The sequence below is a fragment of the Methylobacterium sp. Leaf466 genome, assembly GCF_001425565.1.
In the GTDB taxonomy this organism is placed as follows: Bacteria; Pseudomonadota; Alphaproteobacteria; order Rhizobiales; family Beijerinckiaceae; genus Methylobacterium.
Map to the genome: position 1 here is coordinate 21366 of NZ_LMRC01000032.1, position 20203 is coordinate 41568.

General features: G+C 69.5%; 14 protein-coding genes and 1 tRNA gene. 6 read left to right on the forward strand and 9 right to left on the reverse strand.

The window, feature by feature from the left end; genetic code table 11:
- The first annotated feature begins 967 nt into the window (after positions 1–967).
- The 3 genes from ASG59_RS13895 (at position 968) to ASG59_RS13905 (ending at position 7098) form a co-directional block, all read left to right on the forward strand.
- The gene (locus ASG59_RS13895) at positions 968–1591 is read left to right on the forward strand and encodes a hypothetical protein (protein WP_156399244.1); all 624 of its coding nucleotides are present in this window, start codon (positions 968–970) and stop codon (positions 1589–1591) included.
- A gap of 781 nt (positions 1592–2372) precedes the next feature.
- Positions 2373–3074, forward strand: a complete 702-nt coding sequence (locus tag ASG59_RS13900) for a hypothetical protein (RefSeq protein ID WP_156399245.1) — start codon at positions 2373–2375, stop codon at positions 3072–3074.
- Positions 3075–3303: 229 nt separating this feature from the next.
- A complete protein-coding gene (locus ASG59_RS13905) occupies positions 3304–7098 on the forward strand; it encodes a hypothetical protein (protein ID WP_056409444.1) in 3795 nt (1264 codons plus the stop codon).
- Here the strand turns inward: ASG59_RS13905 and ASG59_RS13910 are convergent.
- The 3 genes from ASG59_RS13910 to ASG59_RS20660 all read right to left on the reverse strand — a co-directional run bounded on the left by ASG59_RS13910 (position 7054) and on the right by ASG59_RS20660 (position 10197).
- The gene (locus tag ASG59_RS13910; protein ID WP_056409446.1) at positions 7054–7362 is read right to left on the reverse strand and encodes a Rha family transcriptional regulator; all 309 of its coding nucleotides are present in this window, start codon (positions 7360–7362) and stop codon (positions 7054–7056) included. The two genes, ASG59_RS13905 and ASG59_RS13910, sit on opposite strands and share 45 nt — an antisense overlap.
- A gap of 878 nt (positions 7363–8240) precedes the next feature.
- Positions 8241–10022, reverse strand: a complete 1782-nt coding sequence (locus tag ASG59_RS13920) for a site-specific integrase (RefSeq protein WP_056409447.1) — start codon at positions 10020–10022, stop codon at positions 8241–8243.
- Positions 10023–10120: 98 nt separating this feature from the next.
- A tRNA-OTHER gene (locus ASG59_RS20660) sits at positions 10121–10197 on the reverse strand.
- Between the two features lie 476 nt (positions 10198–10673).
- On the opposite strand from ASG59_RS20660, the gene ASG59_RS13925 reads away from it, so the two are divergent.
- On the forward strand, positions 10674–11453 hold the full coding sequence (locus ASG59_RS13925; RefSeq protein ID WP_244475714.1) for a DNA-binding protein: 780 nt from the start codon (positions 10674–10676) through the stop codon (positions 11451–11453).
- A gap of 8 nt (positions 11454–11461) precedes the next feature.
- Positions 11462–12952 carry a M48 family metalloprotease gene (locus tag ASG59_RS13930; protein ID WP_056409451.1) on the forward strand — a complete coding sequence of 497 codons (1491 nt, stop codon included), beginning with the start codon at positions 11462–11464 and terminating at the stop codon, positions 12950–12952.
- 32 nt (positions 12953–12984) lie between these two features.
- On the opposite strand, the gene ASG59_RS13935 is transcribed toward ASG59_RS13930, so the two are convergent.
- Positions 12985–13326 (reverse strand): hypothetical protein, encoded by a 342-nt coding sequence (locus ASG59_RS13935; protein WP_244475715.1) that lies wholly within the window; start codon positions 13324–13326, stop codon positions 12985–12987.
- Positions 13327–13763: 437 nt separating this feature from the next.
- The gene (locus tag ASG59_RS13940; protein WP_055880410.1) at positions 13764–14783 is read right to left on the reverse strand and encodes a gamma carbonic anhydrase family protein; all 1020 of its coding nucleotides are present in this window, start codon (positions 14781–14783) and stop codon (positions 13764–13766) included.
- Between the two features lie 212 nt (positions 14784–14995).
- Between ASG59_RS13940 and ASG59_RS13945 the strand changes: the two genes are divergently transcribed.
- Complete coding sequence (locus ASG59_RS13945; RefSeq protein ID WP_056409453.1) at positions 14996–15457, forward strand: molybdenum cofactor biosynthesis protein MoaE; 462 nt, start codon at positions 14996–14998, stop codon at positions 15455–15457.
- 166 nt (positions 15458–15623) lie between these two features.
- Here ASG59_RS13945 and ASG59_RS20665 read toward each other — a convergent pair whose 3' ends face one another.
- The 4 genes from ASG59_RS20665 to ASG59_RS13960 all read right to left on the reverse strand — a co-directional run bounded on the left by ASG59_RS20665 (position 15624) and on the right by ASG59_RS13960 (position 20050).
- Entirely contained in the window at positions 15624–16064 is a 441-nt protein-coding gene (locus ASG59_RS20665) for a hypothetical protein (protein WP_156399246.1), read from the reverse strand.
- Between the two features lie 187 nt (positions 16065–16251).
- On the reverse strand, positions 16252–17556 hold the full coding sequence (locus ASG59_RS13950; RefSeq protein WP_244475716.1) for a GNAT family N-acetyltransferase: 1305 nt from the start codon (positions 17554–17556) through the stop codon (positions 16252–16254).
- Positions 17547–18902, reverse strand: a complete 1356-nt coding sequence (locus ASG59_RS13955) for a hypothetical protein (protein WP_156399247.1) — start codon at positions 18900–18902, stop codon at positions 17547–17549. Before ASG59_RS13955 ends, ASG59_RS13950 begins: the two co-directional genes overlap by 10 nt.
- On the reverse strand, positions 18899–20050 hold the full coding sequence (locus tag ASG59_RS13960) for a glycosyltransferase (RefSeq protein WP_056409457.1): 1152 nt from the start codon (positions 20048–20050) through the stop codon (positions 18899–18901). The genes ASG59_RS13955 and ASG59_RS13960 overlap by 4 nt, the downstream gene beginning before the upstream one ends.
- Positions 20051–20203: the final 153 nt, after the last annotated feature.

Here is a 20203-nt window from a genome sequence, read left to right on the forward strand (position 1 = left end):
AGGAAATAGCCCGAAATACCCGCCGTATATGAGGGGACACCTAAAGCCTCCTCCGGGTGTTATACCATGCAGTGTAGACCCCTCATCACCTAGACCCCTAGGACCCTGGTGCATGTGCGTATGGGCGCAATGCTTGGGTCCCTACCACTAGGTCTGTGCTCCACCTCTCCCACTAGCCTTCCCTACCCCAGGCCCCACCCCAAGCCACCCCGATGCCCACCCCAAGCCCGACAAGAGGGAGGCGAGGGAGCAGGGCACTACCCCGGGGTAGGCACTGGGCAGGCACCGGGAACCCGATGATCTCCACCACCCCGGCTGAGGTCACCCCAAGGACCCCATCAGGGCACGGCACCGAGTCGGCTCGGGGGTGGCGTGGTGCCGGCTCCAGGTCCCATGCGGGTGCCCCCAAGTCAGCGAAGGGGAAGGCCATAGGTAGACCCGGGGTTGGCCTAGAGTAGGCGGTGGAGAGGGGTGATAAAGCGTGTCAAGAGGGGGTTAGCGAAAAGCTCTCGTTGGGGTTTCTTCAAGCGACTTCGCGGGTTAAAAGCATTCATTTGCAAAGGTCTGTGAAATCGTGCGACAAATCATCTCAGAAATACCAGTGGTATGTGAGAGGAGATAGCTCAAAGCCGCCTCCGCCGGGGGCCTCCAGCAGCACACCCTCCGGCACCCCTGCCCCCTAGACCCCGACAAGTCCCCTACCCCCACCCAGACACCCAGCCCACCCTTGAGCGATACCACCAGTGCTCTCCTACTCGGCCACTCTGTTTCCGGTGACCGGCGGGAGGTCTTCGAGCACCGCACGAGGTCGCCACTGGGTCACCCCGTGAGGCGCCCCCACATGCCCGCCACCAGGACCAAGGCCCCGCCCCCACCGCCACCCCTATCGGCAACGAGACCGCCCAAGGCCACCCCGAAGCCCCGCACGGTCCGGCAACAGACCACCCCTCCGACCCCCGAGATGGTGGTGGGTCTGGTCGCCTACTTCGATGAGGTGGTGGCCTACCTGTGCCCACCGAACACGGCGCCCACTCCAGACACTCGCCATCTACTCGCGGGGTTGCCCTGCGGCCCCATCACCTTTGCCCGCCCTGCCGGCGAGGGTGAGGGGGTCCCCGAAGCACCTGCCATCTGGTTCACCATCGACAAGGGGAACCCCCGCCTCCTCACCCATGCCGGGTTCTTCCTCCTCCGGGTCCTCTCGCTCCCTGGAGGCCTACCCTACGAACGCGAGGCGTCCCACGGTATCGAGGTACTGGAGCCGGGGTTCACTCTCACCCGCCTCATGGCCGATGCTGACGATGGCGAGGTGGTCCGGCTTAAGGGCAAGCATGTCGACCTGCGCCCATGGTGTCTGTCGATAGAACCGGGAAGGCCGGGTGGCCGGAGGCAGCGCAAAGATGCCATCGAGTGCGCGGTGCGTCGCTACCGGGACCACGTTGAGGATTGGGGTCTCACTGCCCTCCTCTCTCCCAAAGGCTACGAGGCCATGCTCAAAGGGGCATTCCGCATGTTCGACGTTGAGCACGCAATGCATTTCCTCCGGCCGTTGGGCGGGGAGGAGGCAAGGTCAATCGGATCAAAGCCTTAGAATTAGCTGTCGTCTTGAAAAGACCTAGCGCCGCCTTGGAGTCTGCCTAACGCTTCGCTGCCGACATGCTCTCCGCCTACCGCAGCTCCCGCGCCTGCCCGCGCGTGGAAACCTCGACCTCGGCGACGCGCTCTCCTCCGACTATTTCTTCGCGTAAAATCAAGAGGTTAGAATTACACGGGGATATGAGAAGACCTAGCGCCGTACGCTCGGTGTTTCCCGCCGCGTTCTCAATGGCTTAGAATTAGGTCCCGTTACCAGAAGACCTAGCGCCGCCCATACGGTGGTCCCTCCAGGAAACTACGGGTCCCGAATTACCCTCCGTTACGGTAAGACCTCGCGCCGCCCGCCCGATGGTAGTCCCCGAGCACGACGCCTCGGGAAATACATCGGGATATGAGAAGACCTGCCGCCACCTGCCTGCCCTCTACCTCCCGGCAAAGACCCACCAGCCCCTCATCCGGCAGATAGGATCGGTCGGGGTCTACTCGGTCACCATGGGCGCACGGCCGCCCTGCCCAGCGCGGCACCTCTAGGCGCGTAGCAGCCCCACCGGGCTCCCGCCGCTCGCTGCCCAACCCCTTCGGCTACCTCCCGCACACCCGAGAGCGGTAGCCCACTCCCATCACAGCCCCGCCCCTACCGCCGCCAACCCCGCCCCGGGAACGAGAACCCGTGCCCGCATGGGGCCCCGGGCCGTGCGGTGCTGGGCGGAGAGAGCTGTGTGCCCCCGGACCGGAACCCCACCCGGCCGCTACCTCCAGCAAGGACCAGCCACCCCATGGCAGACGACACGACACCCCCGCGTAAGGCGAAACGATCCTACGGCTACGCCCCCATGAGCGCCGAGGCGTGGGAGACCCGCATCACCTATCTCCGCCAAGCCCTTGCCAAGATCAAAGACCCCTCCACCCCCGAGCCCGACCCTGCGCTCCTCGCGGTTGGACCCCATGGCCCCCTCACGGGCATGCGGGTGGCCCCGGCGCCGAACAACGGGCCGGTCTCGATCTACTTCACCGTCCAGAACTCGGAGCGCGGGCCGAGGTGGTCTCCCCCCGAGGTCTTCCTCATGCTCGACCTGTTGCTGGCCTTCGGAGGCGGAGCCTCGGTCAACGACGCCGGCAATGGTTGGGCCTACCTCCGCCCCTGGGGTGGCAACGACCGACACACGTTGGGGCGCCTCGTCGCCAACCCCAGGCCCGGCCAGGTGGTGAAGCAGTGCAAGAGGTCCGACCACCACGACCAGCACCCGCAGCACTTCCAGGCAACCGGCGGCGAGGGGTACGACCCGGCGGCCCTCGGCACCCCGCGTCGGGACCGCGAGGACGCCATTGCGACGGCCCTCGGGTACTGGGACCGCAACCACCACCGTCGCCCTGACATCCGGGTGACCCGGGCCGAGTACGAGGCCGTCCTCCGGGACTGCTTCCGCCTCGTGGACGCCTACTATTCCGAGGACCCCGCCGACGCCGACGAGGCCTGAGGTCTGACACCAAGTTCCCCGCCGAGAGCAGCCTGACGGGGCGCCTCGAAGACGGGGTACGCCGGCCGGAGGGGGAACACGTGGGGTGGCACCCCTCCGGCCTATCCCCTCATCACCGCCACCCCGAACATACCCACCACCACCGCACTACCCAGCGCCCGGCATTGAGCACCCACGCTCTGCCGGGTGTCTCCGCATGCATCCACCCCTCACCAGGAACGCCACCCCCATGTCGCCTGAAGAACTCTTGGCCCTCGACGCAATGCCCACCCCCGGCCAGACCACGCCACCCCCGGCCGCTCCCAAGGCCCCCGGAGAGATGACCCCGGCGGACCTCGAAGCACTCATGGACGCCGCACCGGCTACTACCCCCGCCCCGGCACCGGCCGCCCCCTCGGGGGCCTCTACTATGTCGCCGGCCGAACTCCTGGCCCTGGACGCTGCCCCCGCTGCCCCGCTCCAGGCTCCCGCCCCCGTGTCGGCCCCGGTCGCCCCCGCCGAGCTGGCCCCGCGTGACTCTGCGGCCCGCTATGACGCCTCCGGGCAAGTCGGTGCGGCCATCGTCACGGGTGCCGCCAAGTCGATCTACGAAACTTCTGACTTTGTGTTTGGCAAGACGGCCCAGGCCGACAAGACCTCCCTCCGCCAGTCCGTCGAGAAGCTCGACAAGGAGCTGGGTGAGAGCAGCATCGCTAACTCGTTCGTCTCCGGCCTCTCCCAGTTCGCCACGGGGATGCTGGGAGCCGGCAAGATCGTCGGGGCGGCAAAGCTGGTCCCCGGTGTCGGAGGCGCTGTGGGGGCCCTGGAGGCCACCAAGGCGGGCGCCACCGTGCTCTCCTCCGGCAAGGCGGCGGCGGTGGGCGCGGTGGCCTTCGATCCCAACGGGCCCCGCCTGTCGGACCTCGTGCAGAAGTTCCCCGCCCTCCAGAACCCGGTGACGGAGTTCCTCGCGTCGGCTCCAGGGGATAGCGCGGCGCTGGGCCGGGCCAAGAACGCCCTGGAGTCCATCGGAGTGGACGCGGCAGTGGGTGCGGTCTTCGCGGCCAGCATGGCGGGCTTCAAGGCCCTGCGGTCGGGGGATCAGGCGGCGGTGGCGGCGAGCCAAGCCGAGCTGGCCCATGCGGTCGCCTTCAAGGACGCCAAGCTGGCGGCGAGCAAGGGGGACCTGGAGGCCGTCGAGCGCCTTCGGGCCGACCAGCCCGAGGCCGTGGCGCTGGTGGAGGCGGAGACGCTGGCGAAGGTGCAGCCGGAGGTCCCGCTGGCCACTCCCGGCGCCGACATCACGGTGAAGCCGGACGGGACCGCAGAGATGCAGCTCCCGGAGATGGCGGTGCGGGGCGGCGACGAGGTGGCGGCAGGCAGCATCACCGAGCCCAACCTCCCGGCCCGGCCCGAGATGCTGGAGGTCTCCGATGAGCAAGTCTCGCGCCTCATCGCGCATAGCATCGCCGACACGGAACAGCTCCTCTCCCCCGGTGGCTGGGAGGGCGCCCTAGAGCGGGGCTACACGTTCGGCGACGGTGGCCGCATCCCCTGGCAGAAGTTCGCCCTGGAGGCAGGCCAGGAGCCCGGCACCTCGCCCCTGGACCAAGTCATCCGCCGCGTCTCCGACGAGTTCGCCACCGAGATCGCAGCCGCCAAGGGAGGTGACGGGCAAGGCGTGAGGTCCGACGCCATGCAGGACCGCATGGTCCGGCAGCGGGTCGCCCTCTACGGCGACGACCCCGAGGCCCTGATGGGCGCCATCGAACTCGCCGGCCGGGATGCCGATGGTCTCGTGGCGAACGTGGCGGCGGCAGACCTCATCACCCTCCGGGCGGCCACCGACGCCAAGAACCTCGCGGACCGCATCAAGCTCGGGATGCTGGAGGAGTTCGGGGGGGACCTGTCGGCGGCCATGAAGGCGCTCCGGGCCCACTATCAGGTGGCAGCCACGGCGCGGGCTCACGGCTCCGCCATAGTGGCCAACGCGGCGCGGACCTTAAGGCGGCAGCGGGCCGACTTCGCCTACAGCCTGGAGGACGTGGCGGCGATGGGCCGGCTTTCGGATACCAAGATGCTGGCTCTCATCGACGGCGCCGGAAGGGACCCGAGGGTGGCGGACCGGCTCCTCCGGCGGGGCTTCTGGTCCCGCGTCCAGGACGACGCCTCCTTCCTCTACGTCAACAACCTCCTCTGGGGACTGCGGACCCACTTCGTGAACTTCGCCACCAACGCCTACATGCTCGGGGGCCGTCCCCTGGAGCGGATGATCGGTGGTGCGATCCAGGGTGACCGGGTGCGGGTCGCCGAGAACGCCAAGCAGTACGCCTACATGGCCGCCTCGGTGCATGAGGCGTGGCGGGATGCCGTGCGGACCTGGACGACTGGAGACAGCATCCTCTCCCCGCAGGCCTCGGAGCTGAGTGCCGCCTCCGCCAGCCGGTCGGTCAACTGGGTGGCCGAGGACTTCAAGCAGTGGGACTCCACCGCCAACGTCCTCTCCAACGCCTACACCGGCTTCATGAAAGCCGCCGGCCTGCCCACCCGGGCGCTGGGCACGGTGGATGAACTGGTCAAGCAAACCGTCTACCGGTCCAAGGTCATGTCGGCGGCCCACGCGGAGGGCATCGTGGCTGGCCTGGAGGGGCCGGCGCTCACCGAGCACGTCACCAAGACCCTGCACGCGGCCTTCGATGATGCCGGCCGCGCGGTGGACGTGAAGGCCCTGGAGGAGGCCAGCATCGCCACCTTCCAGCAAGACCTCCTCCCGGGCACGCTGGGCAGTCTGGTGCAGACCGGGACCAACACCATCCCGGCCATGCGCTTCATCATCCCCTTCGTGCGAACGCCCACCAACGTCCTGCGGCTCGGCTGGAAGATGACCCCCGGCCTCAACATGCTCCAGGGGGAATACCGGGCGATGATCCGGGGCGAGATGGGCGCGGAGAAGCAAGCGCAGGCCATAGGCCAGTTCGCGATGGGCTCGCTCTTCATGGGCACCGCCGCGATGCTCACCCACGCGGGGCGCATCACCGGGGGCGGACCGCTGGACCCGCAGCTTCGCAAGGACCTGATGGCCACCGGGTGGCAGCCCTACTCCTTCGTGGTCCCCGGGACGGACGGGGTGCCCACCTACGTCAACTTCGGGCGCTTCGATCCCGTGGCGATGCCGCTGGGCATCATGGCGGACGTGGTGGATATCCTGGAGCGAGACCAGGATGGAGACGGCGCGGGCGAGAGGGCGGCACAGGCGTTGGGCGGGGTCTTCCTCTCCCTGGTCAAGCAGCTCGGGCAGAAGACCTACCTCACCTCGCTCAACGAGACTCTCCAGGCGATCACCAGCCCGGAGCGGGGAATGGCGAAGACGGCCGGGGGCATGGCGGCCAACTTCGTGCCCTTCGCCTCCGGCCTCCGCTTCGTGAACCCGGACCCGCACATGAGGGAGACCCGGGGCATCGTGGATAAGATCATGGCCACCGTGCCGGGTCTGTCGGAGACGCTCCCGGCCAAGCGAGACCTCTTCGGAGACCCCCTCACGGTCCACAAAGGACTTTGGGTCCACGGCGCCGGGGGCCTCGTGGACGCCGAGGTGCGCCGCATGATCGACGAGGCGGGGGTGGGACCGTTCGGCCCGCCGTCACCGAGACAGCGTGAGGTCGACCTCCGAGAGGTGACCATGAAGGACGGCCGGAACGCCTACGATGCCTTCCAGCACCTCGCCGGGCACCCGCCCCGGGGGCCGAGCATGAAGGAGACCCTGGCGAAGATCATGGCGACCAGGGCCTACCAGAAGGCGCCGGACGGGGAGCCCAAGACGAAGGGCACCAAGGCGGCCATGCTGACGGGCACCGTCTCGAAGTACCGTGACGCGGCGTGGCGCCAGATGATGGCGGACCCGAAGGTGCGTGAGGCGGTCTCCCGGCAGAACATGAAGGCGCGGGGGGCAGTGGCTGGAAGGGATGGTGCGGGGACTGGCGGGGGCGCTGAGGCTTCGGCGCTAGGCCAACTGGGCAAGGCCTTCGGGGTGGGCTTGGGCGACTGAGCGGCACCGCGTAGATGCGTTGAGGAGGCCGGGGGTGGGCATCAGGTGCTTGCCCCCGGCCATGCCCATGGCCAGCAAGGCGAACCCGTCGCGGTCCATGATGAAGTAGCGGGTTTCCCGGTTGGCGGTCGGGTTGAAGGCGCTAAGCTGTTGAAACATAAAGCCGTCCAGAACAGGACCCAGCTTCGCGATTAGGCCGTCTATGTCGCAGAGGACGTGTTTGTGGTCCTTCTCGAAGGCCGCCGAAACCGAGGGCTTAATCATCGGCCGCGCCGACCCGCAGCTACTATGATAAAATAATAAATTTGAACATTTGTAAGTGCGGAGCGAAGCCTTTTATGCCCTAATATTTTATCGGCGGAATTTAATCCAGGCTCTGACGACAGAGAGTTGGTTACGCTCTCGCCTACTGCGCGGAACAAAAATTGCCCCGGTATTACTTCACCATTTTTGATGGCCATAGCAGTCCTGATACGGATGGCACTGACCTGCCTGATTTATCTGTTGCCCGGCGAGAAGCCATTCGTTTAGCGGGCCACGTCATACGCGATGAAGCAGACCGGATGGCGCCTGGAGGGGAATGGAGGATGGAAGTGACGGACGCGAAAGGCCTCATGCTTCTTCAGATCGATTTTAGCGCCACAGACTCGAAGACCGTACAATAGCGCTCATCAACTTCTAACCTCACGGTTAGTCGAAAAGTAGCAAAACCGGCTCTCCTTTGGCGTCTCAGCAAGGGGGCGGGGGTCTGATCGGCAGCTGAGTGGCCGGCACGCGGCCCGCTTTAAGCAGCCCATGTTTGCGAGCGGGGGCGCGTAGCGGCCCACAAGCGCGAGCGTCGCAATGGGCGAAGCCCGCTCAAAGCCCTACCGCGCTTTGTCTGCCTCCAGTTGCTGCATCAGCTCAGCAAGCCGGGGGTCCAGAGGCTCATCAATGATCGGCTCGTACAAGGCCTGTAGCTCTCTGCCGAGCCGCACCCTCGTCTCCTCGCTGAGCAATGAAACGGCCGGCTCGGGGCGAGCGAGGCCCGGGACCCGGTATTCGTTACGGAGCATCATCAATCCTTAGCCGGGGTGCGGAGGATGAACGCCAGCGGCGGAGACATGTTCAAATGCAGACCGCACCACAGCAAACCCGGCCGGTCACACCTTGGGCTCCGGCGCCGGCTCCCATCGCAGACCCGTCACGGCCTCCGGCGCTTCAATCCGCGCCAGCTCCTCCGCAAGCGCCTTTAACCCGAAGCCGCTCCCGTAGCCCCGCCCAACGCTGCTACCGCCACTGTGCCCTGTGAGGGCATCGTGCACCTCTTCCCCGAGCCGTGCGTCCCTCGCCATGCGTTTGAAGCTGTGGCGGAAGGAGTGGAAGACCTTCGTCCGGTCCTCAATGCCGGCCTTCTCGCGGAGGTGCCGGGTGAACCACTTTGACCATGCACCCGCCGGCTGGACCTCGCGGCTCGCCTGGAGCCCCGGCCAGAGGGGGCTTTCGGGCCCCGCGCCTGCATCGAGTAGGGACTGGCGGTAGCGAAGCAGACCGATCCGCTCCAGCTCGGGGTGCACCGGGACCTTCCGGCGGGAGGAAACCGTCTTGATCGTCCGGCCGCCCGCCGTGCCGATGTTGAAGAACCAGACCCCCGTCTCCGCATCCTGGGCCAAGTCCGCCACCCGGAGCTGGGCTAACTCGGCCTGTCGGGCGCCGGAGAGCAAGGCGAGAAGGGGGAGCCAGAAGGCCGCCTCCTTGCATCCGCCTACCGGCCGATCCCCGGCAGTGAAGACCCCCGTTGCGAAGAGGCGGCCCAGGTCAGCCTTGTCGAAGGGTTGGCGGCCCTCCTCGCCTCGCCCGTCCACCACCAGCTTGGCGCCTCTGCCGAAGGGGTTCCGGTAGCCCGCCACCGCGTCGAGCCGCCCGGCCGCCTCCTCATGGCTCACGATGGCGGCGAGGATGTTGAGGGACTTGTTGACGGTCACCGCCTGGACCGCTGGGAAGCCCTTTAGGTCGCGCTTGAGCAGCTCGCGTAGGGGAAGCGCCCGGAGGTCTCCGGCCAGCCGCGTTGGCGCCCTCGCGAGCGCATCCCGGAAGTCGCGAGCGATCTCCCGTGTGATGTCACCGAGGCGGATATCACCCTGCCACTCGATGAAACGCCGCACCGCGTGGCCGGCTTCGAGCAACGTCTTTGGGCTGGGCTGCCGGCTGCCCTTTGCGCCACTACCCTTGGTCCAAGCCTCCAGCGCCTCGGAGAGCTTCGGGCCCCGGCGGGCACTCGGTGCGGGGGTGGTGACGATCTCGCCCTTCTGCCTCTCCAGCATCAGAGAGTAGGCCTTCACGTGGGCCTGGAGCACCGCAAGGCCTGCCTCGTGGTAGGCCTCGGAGGCAGGATCTATCGGTATGTTTTTTCGGCGCAGGTAGTCGCGGCACTCCACATCGACGGCGCTGGTGTCTGAGCGTGAGAGGGCTTTACGGTAGTCCGCAAGGAGCAGCTCGATGCCCTCTCCCATGGCGTGATGGTAGTCCTCCGGGATGCCTCTGCGGTCGAAGAGCACAGGGGCCAGCGCAGGCCAGCGCTGCCGGTCTTCGCGTGTCTGATGCTGCTTGCGGGCGTCTCCGTCCGACCGCTCCGCTGCGTCGTCAGCGAGCAACTCTACCAGCACATCGTGGGCGATCTCGTCGGCGGTGGGCATGAGCGGCGGCCGATTGCTCGGGCTCGGTGCCTCGCCACGCATCGCCCGCTCGGCTGCCTCGAAGTCTGCCATGCAGTCCCGCAGCATGCGGGCGCCTGCTTTCTTGGCGGCTGCCGGCTGCTTCGTCCCGAGGCTGCGCTTCCAGCTCCCCTTGCGGGTCCAGGGGGCGGGCATGAAGGGCCTGAGAACCTCCGGGATGACCCGGCGGAAGTAGTAGGTCCCAAGCCTATCCCGGATCAGGTACGACATCAGAGCCATCGCGTTTGTACCGCCCGTTTGTATGACCGGCGGCGCTTAAGCTACTGATATCGGCAGATTTTCAGCCCCGACAAGGGCTTAAAGAATGGTGGCGTCCCCGGCAGGTCTCGAACCTGCGACCCCAGGTTTCATCCCACTTCGGCTTCCGCCGCCGCTGCGGCAAGACGCAGCGTTCGTGGTCTGGACTATCCCTTCACCATGGGCCTGTCCGAAGAAGGCCTTTAGGTGCCGCCCGTCTAGTCTCTACACCTTCCGCGGAAAGCGCTGATGCGCATCCCTGGCTTGGCTCGGGATCGGCCGGGGCCCGCGAACGGGCCCGTGGGCGTTCCCCGAATTTGAGCGGATCCGCCGCGTGGTTTCCCGGCGCGACGCCCAATTTACGGTCTTAGGAAACCTGTGCTCTGTCCAGCTGAGCTACGGAGACTCACCGTGGGCAGCCATAGCACCAACCGCCCGCACGGCCAACCGCGGGATCGCGGCCGGGACAGCCGCTGCGGCCGTCGGGATACGCCGCATCATCGACCCTCGGGTTGTGACGATCCTGCCGCAGGGTGCCGGGAAAGGCGCCGCCCGGCCGCGCGGCCCTGGCCGATCGCACCGCAGCGGGCCAGGATGGCGACGGTCGGATCGGAGGGCGGGCGGTTGCGTGGGAAGGTCGGCCCGGTCCTCGCATGGCTCGCTGCGACCGCCGTCGCCCCCGCTGCGGCCGCACCCCGGCCGGTGCCCGAATGCCGGACCGCCCCGGTGCGGAGCGACCGGCTGACGGACTTGGGCGCACGCGGCGAACTCGTCCTCGCGTCCGGCACCCGCGCCGTGCTCTCGGGCCTGAACTGGCCGGAGGAGGCGAGCGCGGCGACGGCCTGGCTGCTGGGCAAACGTGACAAGGCGCTCGCCCTCACCGCGCGGGGCGAGCCGGACCGCTGGGGCCGCATCCGGGTCGATGCGGTCGTCGAGGGCGAGGCGGTGGATCTGGCCGGCGGCCTCGTGGCGGACGGCCTCGCCATGGTCGATGCCGGCGAGGGCGATTCCCTGTGCCGGCCGGGCCTGCTCGCCTTGGAGGAGACCGCGCGCCGAGGCGGCCTCGGCCTGTGGCGGACGGCCTCGCCCGAGGCGCGGGACGGGGCCGGCCTGCGCGCCAGGGCCGACCGGTTCGTGGTGGCGCAGGGGCGCCTCGTGAGCGTCGGGGAGCGGGCGACGCGCACCTATCTCGACTTCGTGCCGCGGGGGCAGGACGGGCTCACGGTCACCGTGTCGAAACGCACTTGGCGCCGGTTGCAGGAACGTGGTTTGAGTGCGGCGAGCCTGAGGGGGCGCCTCGTCCGGGTGCGCGGGATCGTCACGATCGGCCGCGGGCCGGTCATCGACCTCGCGAGCGCGGACATGATCGAGGTTCTGGACGAGGAGCGGGCGCTTCGGCGCTGACGAACGGCATGCAGGGGTCCGCATCTTTCGCCATTCGCGCGCGGCATCCCCGGGCGCGCGCAGACCGGTCGCGCGCGGGCTGGGTGTCCGCGCTGGCGCTGCTGTGCCTGTCGGCCTGCGCCGGCGACCAGGCCAGCGCGGTCCTCACCCCCATCGCGATCCCCCCCGAGGCGCCGCGGGTGACGGGCCGGGAACGCTCCGCCCCGGACGCCGACCACACTCAGCTCGTCGCCTCCTTCGGCGGCGAATACCGGGCGCCCGTCACCCAGCGCGCGGTCGGCGAGATCACCGACCGGCTGGTGCGCGCCACCGAGCGGCCCGACGAGACCTACGCCGTCACCCTGCTCGATTCGGCGGTGATCAACGCCTTCGCCCTGCCGAGCGGCCGGCTCTACGTCACCCGCGGCCTGCTGGCGCTGGCCACCGATACCTCCGAACTCGCCGCGGTGCTCGCCCACGAGATCGCCCACGTCACCCTGCGCCATGCGAGCGCGCGGAGCGAACTGGCGCTGCGCTCGCAACTCGTGAGCAAGGTCGTGGCCGACGTGCTCAACGACCCCGAGACCGGCGCCCAGATCCAGAGCCAGTCGCGCTTCGCGCTGGCCCGGTTCTCCCGCGACCAGGAGCTGGAGGCCGACCGCATCGGCGTGCGCACCCTGGCGCGGGCCGGCTACGACCCCTTCGCGGCCGGGCGCTTCCTGACGGCCCTGAGCCGGACCACCGCCATGAAGACCGGCACCGGGGTCGCGGGGGAGCCCGACATGCTCGCCACCCACCCGGGCACCGCCGAGCGCATCACCCTCGTCACCCGCGCCGCCCGGCTGATCGGGGCGCCGGGCCTCGGGGTCGACGAGCGCGCCCGCTACCTCGCGGCCATCGACGGCATCGCCTACGGCGACAACCCCACCGATGGGGCGGTGCGGGCCAAGCGGTTCCTGCACCCCAACCTCGGCATCGCCTTCGATGTGCCCGACGGTTTCTCCGTCGACAACACCCGCAGCGCGGTGCTGGGCACCACCAACGAAGGCAGCCGCCGGCTCCTGTTCGACCAGGTCGACACCACGATCGGCCAGGGCCTCGACGAGGTGCTCAAGGCGACCTGGAACGACGGGCTCGAGGGCAGCGAGAACCGGATCGTGGCCGGCAACCCGGCGGTCACCGCGGTCTCGCGCGGCAAGGAGTGGACCTTCCGCCTGGCGGCGATCCGGGTCGGCGAGCGCACCTTCCGCATGATCATGGCGGCCAAGGGCGCCACCGACCCCGATCCGGCCTTCCGCCGCTGGATCGAGAGCCTCGCCCCGGTGAGTGCGGCCGAGACGCAGTCGCTGCGCCCCTCGCGCATCCAGGTGGTCACGGCCGCCCCCGGCGAGACCGCCGAGGTGCTGTCCCGGCGCATGGCGGTGCAGGACCGGGCGCTGGACCGCTTCCTCGTTCTCAACGGCCTCGAACGGGGTGCCGGCCTGAGGCCGGGCCAGGGCTACAAGCTCGTGGTGGAATGAGGGATTGCCGCTCGGACGAGCGGCAAGCCGTATCACACTGCCCGCAGGCCCTGCCCTCCGGGGCCGGCCTGAGGCCGCGTCCGCGCGCGGAACCGGGTCCGGACCGCCCTGGCTGCTTGCTCGACGCTGGGGAAGACGGTGCCGTCGAGGGGGTCGAAGTCCCGGCGTGACGAGAAGAAGCGCACGCCGCCGTGCTCGGGCACGGCGATGCCGGCGGTGATCTCGCCGATCTCGATCACGCGGGTGGGGGCCGGCTCGCGGTGCAGCCGGTTGCCGGCGCGGCCGGCGAGATGGTCGACGAAGGGATCGTCGAGCTGGGGGGTCAGGCCCGGGTTGGACCGGGACGGGGCGAAGGCGAACTGAAGCTGAGGCATGACGAAAACTGCTCTTCGATGAGAGCCGACTGTCGCGTCGGACCGGGGCGGGGAACGGGTTCGGCGGTGGCGGCGTCGATCAGCGTCGACAGCAGCCCTGCGAACGGCCCCGGCCACGGGACAGTCTCGGTCTGGGGAAGGAGGAAGCCACGGCAAGTCATCCTTTATCCGACAAGGACCACGAGCGGTCTTGAGCCTCGTGATGCTTTAGCGTTTGGTGACGCGGCGCAAGCGATCCACTTCAAATCACCGCGGTGGCCGTAAGGCAAGACTGATGTCTTGCCTGTCAGACCACGCAGGAAAGATGCGTTGCGGAGCCTTGTCCGTCAACGGAGCGATCTTTCGTATTTCACGTGAAACAGGGCAGGACCGCCCCCGTTCGGGCCCCGCGGCGACCCCTTCGTTCGGCGGCGGCGGTTTTCGGCCTTCCCGCGCGGCTACAGGCCGGCGTCCTGCGTCTGGCGGAAGACCTGCCCGTGGGCGCAGTAGCCCTCCACGATCTCGCGCATCAGCGCGCGCTTGCCCGCGTCGAGGGGCGCGAGGATGCGGGCGGGGCGGCCGCCCCAGAGGTGGCCGCCGTCGAGGAGCTGGCCCGGGTCGGTGGTGGCGCCGCCGGCCAGCATCACGTCGTCGGCGATCACCGTGCCCGGCGCCACGACGCAGCCGATCCCGATGAGGCTGCGCGCCCCGATCCGGCAATCGGCCAGGCGCACGTTGTGGGCGATGGTGGTGTCGCGCCCGATGACGATGCCCTCGCCCCGGCTGCGCAGGACGCTGTTGTCCTGGATGTTGGTGTCGGCCCCCACCACGATCGGCCCGACCTCGGCGTCGAGCAGGCAGGAGAACAGCACGCTCGATCCCGCGCCGAGCGCGATGCGGCCGCGCAGGCGGGCGGTGCGGGCGACGAAGACGCTGTCCTCCACCTCCGGCGTATCGCCCTGCGGCGGCGCGGGCGTCTCGCCCGAGGCCTCGCGCAGGCGCTCGGCCCGCTCGGCGAGTTCGGGGGCGTCGATCGGGCGGATCGGCTTGGCCGGGCTGCCGCCGTAGACGAAGCCGGCTGGCAGGCGCGCGCGCGGAAACACCGTGGCACCCGCCTCGATCACGACGCCGTCCTCCACCACCGCCCCGTCGAGGACGATCACGTCGTCCTCGATCACCACGTCCGAGCCCACCGTGCAGGCATGGACCACGGCGTTGCGGCCCACCGTCACCCGGTCGCCGACCGTGGTCCCGAGGGTCTTGGTGGCGATGTGGACGGTGGAGCGGTGGCCGAGCCAGAACCGGTCGCCGAGCACCACGGTCTGGCCGTCGGCGCGGATGACGCTGTCGTCCCCTAGCCAGGCCTGCGCCCCGAGGGTGGCCATGCCGATGACGGTGCTGGCACGGCCGCACCACACCGGTCGCGCGGAAAACACCGGCCGGACGCCGTCGTGGGGCAGGATCAGGTCTGGGCTCACGCGAGCGTTTCCTCGAAAAGGCCGATCAGCCGGGACCTGCCGGGTGCCGCAGCGTGAATTCGCCGCTCCGGTCTGACAAGCCATGGAGGGCAGGGTATGTCCCGTCGATGCCGGGTAAAATCGGCCCCTTGCCGAAAATGGCAAGTTCGCAAGCCCGGATTTCGCGAACCCGGATTGCGCGAGCCCGTCTTTCGACACGCACGAGGTCCACCGTGACGACGTCCCCGGTCAGCATCCAGAGCGCCCCCTTCGACACCGCCGCCGAGATCGCGGCCCTGTCGGACGCCCTGCACGGGCGGGTCGGGGCCATCGTCACCTTCTGCGGCCTGTGCCGGGACGAGGGCGGGCGCCTCACGGCGCTGGAACTCGAGCATTACCCCGGCATGGCCGAGGCCGAGATCGGGCGGGTGGTGGAGGAGGCGCGCGCGCGCTGGCCCCTCGACGGGGTGCGCGTCGTCCACCGCCACGGGCTCGTGGCCCCCGGCGACGGCATCGTGCTGGTGGTGACGGCCTCGTCCCACCGCATCGCCGCCTTCGAGGCGGCGAGTTTTCTGATGGACTACCTCAAGACCCGCGCGCCGTTCTGGAAGCGCGAGCACCTCGCCGACGGCACCACCGGCGGCTGGGTCGAGGCGACCCGGGCCGACGACGACGCGGCCGGGCGTTGGGCTTGAGGCGATGCGCGCCGGCGAGCAAACGCGTCATCCTGCCGGGGCTTTCGGGGTCGCGCAGGTTCTCGATGCAAGACCGGTGACCACGTCTGCTCCGGTCAAAACCCGATCCGCTTGCCTGTTCGAGGGGCTGCTTACGACCCTGAGCGGAAGCTCTTCCTCCACTGGTTCAAGGGGGCGCATCGGCATAGCTCTGCGCGGACGGCGGGTAATTGATTTGCTGTTCTTCGCCTCGCCAGATGCCCCAAAACACGGGGCGCTTTCCAAGACGATGGATAATCTTGCCTGCAATATAAAAAGGATACCCTACATTATTTGCATCTGGACCATTGTCACAACTTCCGCCACCGCGATTACCAATGATGATAAACTCCGACACGCCGTCGAAGCCTTTTAATGCCGAAATGACCTTTGCCTCCGAATAAACGTGATTGTAGTATCGCTCTATTTTGATATGAGCGATATCTGTGACGTGTTCGATATTTTTTGGTGGCTCATTGAGCAACACCCTTGTTCCCCCGTCATTGCTGAAACAAGCCTCCGCGGGACCGAGCGGATTGCAGATTGCCACGAAGGCAAGGCTTCCAGCGAGGAATAGCTTTGTTGGCATGTCCGATCCTAAAGGAGAGCACTCCAAGTAGGGCTTATAGTAGCGCCACCCGCTTGGGTCCGCTTCCCACCCTGAGCAGCCCTTCGCGTGGTCGAGCGGCTCGGGTTCCGACCCCCAGACCTGCCGAGGGTTCGTCCGCCAGCGCCGCCCGCGCAACCCGGCGCCGCTGCCGCCTCGTGCGATCCCCCTATGCGTCCCGAGCGGTCGCCTGCGTGTCGGGAGCGGGCGCCTCGGGGGCGCGTCTGCCGATCCGGCGCAGCATCCGGCGGCTTTCGCGCAGGCGGTCGAACAGGGCCGGGTGGCGCTGGAGGGTGGCCTTGGCGCCGCGCAAGGCCCGTTCGGCGGCCAGGATGGCGTGGCCGCGCAGGCTGCGGGCGTGGGCGACCTCCATGAGGTCGTGGGCCACGGGCCGGAAGCCGTTCTTGTAGGGCAGGTCGCCGATGGTGAAGTCGAGGTAGGTCAGGCCCTGGCGGCGGGCCCAGACCATGATCTCGGCCACGATCAGGATGCCCGGCGAGCAGCCCTTCCAGGGCTCCCCGGCCATGGCCAGGATGATGCCGTGGAAGGCGCCGTGGTGGCACAGGCCGTAGGCGGTGGCGATCCATTCGCCGCCGACCGCGATGCCGAAGACGCGCACGAGGCCGTCCGGGCCGCCGTTGAGCGCGGCCGCGCGGTAGAAATCCACCACCTCGGGCCGGTCGAGGAGGTCGAACCGGCCGAGCTCGCGAAACCGGTCGCGGCGCTGGCGCAGGAGGGCCTCGAACAGGTCGGTCACCTCCGCCTCGGTGCGGGCCTCCACGAAGCGGGCCTCGCCGATGGCGGCCAGGCGCTTGCGCCGCTTCTCGATGTCCTTGGCCATCGACTTGCTGCAGACGCGCTTGATCAGCGTCTCGGGGTCGCCCTCGATGACGAGCCCGGAGGCGCGCATGGGGATGACCTGCGCCTCGGGCAGGAGGGCCAGGGGGTTGGGGGTGCCGAAGATCGATTGCGTGATGCGGGTGATCCGCACGAGGTCGGCCTTCGGCAGCACGGCGCGCACCGCCTCCCAGGCCAGCACCGCCTCGGCGGGGGAGAGCACGACGCCCGGGGCCATGATCGGCGCGGCGTAGTCGCAGACGCCCAGATCGAGCCACTGGATGGTGGTGGTGCCGCGCTTGCGCAGGCGCGCGAGCGGCAGGAGCATCACCGGGCGGCCGCTCTCGGCCTCGTCGACCTGGACGATGAGCGGGGTTGCGCCCGAGCCCGGCACGAGCTTGTCCGTCACCGCCTCGGCCCATTCGAGCCGCTGGTAGGCGGTGCAGGCGCCCTCCGCCTGCAGCCTGCGCCAGAGCGGCGCCGCCGCCGCGAGGTCGGGGTGGAGGCGGGCGCGGTAGGCGGGCGCCGCCGCGCCGCGGGGGCCTGCCGCCTCCGTGGGGTCGCCGGCGGCGAGGGTCGCGCCCGGCCCGGCGGGGATGGGGCCGTCGGCCGCCTGGACGTCGAAGGTCATCGCCATGAGGGTGCGGTCGCCGGATGGAGGGGCCCGTCCCCGGAACGGACGGGAGGGAGGGCAGCGGCCGACAGGATCGCCCGCCGGCAGTAGAGGAGGACCACCAGTTCCGAGGCGACGACGCCCAGCAGCGACCAGGCCGGGGTCGCCAGCCACAGCAGCAGGCCGACGAGGCCGATGCCGAAGGCGGCGCTGGCCAGCGCCACACGGGCCAGCGCCCGGAACTCGCCGCGGGTCTCGAGCAGGGTCTTGGGCCCGACGTAGAGCATGGTCGCCGTCACCGTCGCCCAGACCAGGAGCGCGATCAGGCCGAGCGGCTCGCCCGCGAACCGCCCGGCGAACAGTTGGCTCTCGATGAGCCGCAGGGTCGCGGCCAGGAAGACGCCGTAGCCGAGGCAGCCGGCCAGCAGCAGGCCGGTGGAGAGGGCCATGAGGTGGCGCAGGCGGGCGCCGTCGCCCCAGGCGAGGCTGGCGGCCATCTCCGGCTGCATCAGGTTGACGACGACGGAGGCCGAGAGCCGCAGAGGCGAGAACAGCACCAGGGTCGCGGCGATGGGGGCATAGGCCGCCGGCCCGGCGAGCAGGGCGACGAGGAGGGTCTGGCCCTGCGCCTGGATATTGGCGGTGGCGACCCCCGCCACCGACCAGGCGAGGGAACGCCACAGGCCGCGGTAGCGCCGCAGCACGTGGCGCCCGAGGCTGATGCGGACCGGCTCGCGGAACGCGGCGAGGCCCGCGAGGATGGCGATGCCGTGGGCGGCGGCCAGCACCGCGAGGCTGCCGGGCAGGACGAGGTCGGCGCGCGCGCCGGCGAGGAGGCAGGCGAGCAGCACCGTCCCGGTCCCGGCGAAGGTGGCGTCGCTGATGCCGGCGATGCCGGGCCGGCGGCAGGCGAACAGCATGTTGCGCAGGTAGCTGCGCAGGCACCACAGCCCGACGAAGGCCCCGCCCGCCGCCGCGGTGGCGGCCCCGAGGGGAATCGCCAGGACGAGGGCGGTGCCGAGCCCCATGGCCAGGGACAGCAGGGCCGCGCCGGAGCCGAAGGTGACGGCCTGGGCCCGCATCGCCCGGGCGCCGCGGGCCTGCGGGATGAAGACGCTCGCCGGCATGCCGGCCACCGCCCGCACGAAGGTGAGCGCGATGCCGCCGATCAGGAAGACGATGGCGAACAGCCCGTAGTCGTGCGGGACCAGGGCATGGACCAGGGCGATGTTGAGGCCGAAGTGAAAGACGCTCTGGAGCACCTCGCCCCCGAGCATCAGGACGAAGCGGCGCCCGAGCCGGACGAGGTCGCGCCGGCCGCCGGGTTCGGCGGCGGCACCCGCGAGGGAGGCGGTGTGTTGGCGGATCATGGGTGGACCACCGCCGGGGCGGCCGCGCGGGGCTTGCGTGCGAGGCGGGGGGCGAGCATGGCGGAAAAGGCCCGGCCCACCGCCGCCTCGCTGAACAGGGTCTCGAAGCGCCGGCGGGCGGCGGGCGCACGGGCGGCGAGCGACCCCGGGTCGGCGACGATCGCCGCCAGGGCGGTACTGAGCGCGGCGGCATCGTCGGGGGGCACGGTCCAGCCGGTGCGCCCGGCCTCCACCACCTCGACGAGGCCGCCGATGGCCGAGACCACGGGCGGGCGCCCGTAGGCCATCGCCTCGATCGCCACCCGGCCGAGCGATTCGGGCAGGCGCGAGGGCACGACGACGACATCGGCCCAGCGGTAGTGGGGCGCCGGGTCGGGGTCGAACGGGCGCAGGGTGATGCGCCCGTCCATGCCGGAGTCACCGATGCGGGCGGCGAGCGCCGCCTCGCGGGCGGCGTCCTCGAAGGCGCTGCCGACGATCCTGAGTTCGATCCGCGCCCGCACAGCCGCCGGCAGGGCCGCGATGGCGTCGAGCAGCACCTCCTGGCCCTTGATGCGGCTGATGCGGCCGAGCATCAAGAGGCGCAGGGGCCGGGTGCCGTCGTAGGTGACCGGCTCGGGCGCGGCCGGGCCGGCGATGCCGTTGTAGATCACGCGGGTGTCGGCGCAGGCCGGCAGGGCGAAGGCCGCCCGCGTCGCCTGCGAATTGAACACCACCTCGGCCCCGCTCCAGCGCACGAGCAGGCGCAGGACCCTGCGCACCAACCCCTCGGGGATCTCGTGGACGTGCAGGATGGTCCGGCCGGGAAACAGCCGCGCGGCGATCAGGTAGTCGGCCACCACCGTGGTGTTGACGTAGACGAGATCGCAGGTCGCTAGCCGCCGGGCGGCCCTGGCCAGCGCCAGGGGTAGGCGCAGCAGGCCGAGGGTGGCCAGACGCGCCAGGCCGCGCCGGCGCAGGATCCACAGCGGCTCGTACAGGATCTCGTCGGCCAGGCCATGCAACAGGTCGAGGATCGGGCCGGGCCGGGGCAGGACGACGGTGATGCGCGCATCGGGGGCCAGCGCCCGGATCGTGCGGACGCTCTCGGCGAAGCACCGGTCCGAGCCGTAGAGTTCGTAGCCCTGATGGATGCAGGCGATGTGCATCGGTGTCCCCGTGGCCCCATCCGGAGCGGATGCGGGGCTCGAATTCTCTACCCGACAGGTCGTGAGCAAATCGTAGCTTTGACGGGAAACATGCGATCGGAACGAATGCATCGCGGGCGGTAAGGATGATTTAGGCGTTGCCGGTGCAGGGTT

Bases quoted from the DNA above. Each gene is read 5' to 3' on its own strand.
- ASG59_RS13900 (WP_156399245.1), top strand. From the start codon at position 2,373: ATGGCAGACGACACGACACCCCCGCGTAAGGCGAAACGATCCTACGGC.
- ASG59_RS13905 (WP_056409444.1), top strand. From the start codon at position 3,304: ATGTCGCCTGAAGAACTCTTGGCCCTCGACGCAATGCCCACCCCCGGC.
- ASG59_RS13910 (WP_056409446.1), bottom strand. From the start codon at position 7,362: ATGATTAAGCCCTCGGTTTCGGCGGCCTTCGAGAAGGACCACAAACAC.
- ASG59_RS13920 (WP_056409447.1), bottom strand. From the start codon at position 10,022: ATGTCGTACCTGATCCGGGATAGGCTTGGGACCTACTACTTCCGCCGG.
- ASG59_RS13930 (WP_056409451.1), top strand. From the start codon at position 11,462: ATGCAGGGGTCCGCATCTTTCGCCATTCGCGCGCGGCATCCCCGGGCG.
- ASG59_RS13935 (WP_244475715.1), bottom strand. From the start codon at position 13,326: ATGCCTCAGCTTCAGTTCGCCTTCGCCCCGTCCCGGTCCAACCCGGGC.
- ASG59_RS20665 (WP_156399246.1), bottom strand. From the start codon at position 16,064: ATGCCAACAAAGCTATTCCTCGCTGGAAGCCTTGCCTTCGTGGCAATC.
- ASG59_RS13950 (WP_244475716.1), bottom strand. From the start codon at position 17,556: ATGGCGATGACCTTCGACGTCCAGGCGGCCGACGGCCCCATCCCCGCC.
- ASG59_RS13955 (WP_156399247.1), bottom strand. From the start codon at position 18,902: ATGATCCGCCAACACACCGCCTCCCTCGCGGGTGCCGCCGCCGAACCC.
- ASG59_RS13960 (WP_056409457.1), bottom strand. From the start codon at position 20,050: ATGCACATCGCCTGCATCCATCAGGGCTACGAACTCTACGGCTCGGAC.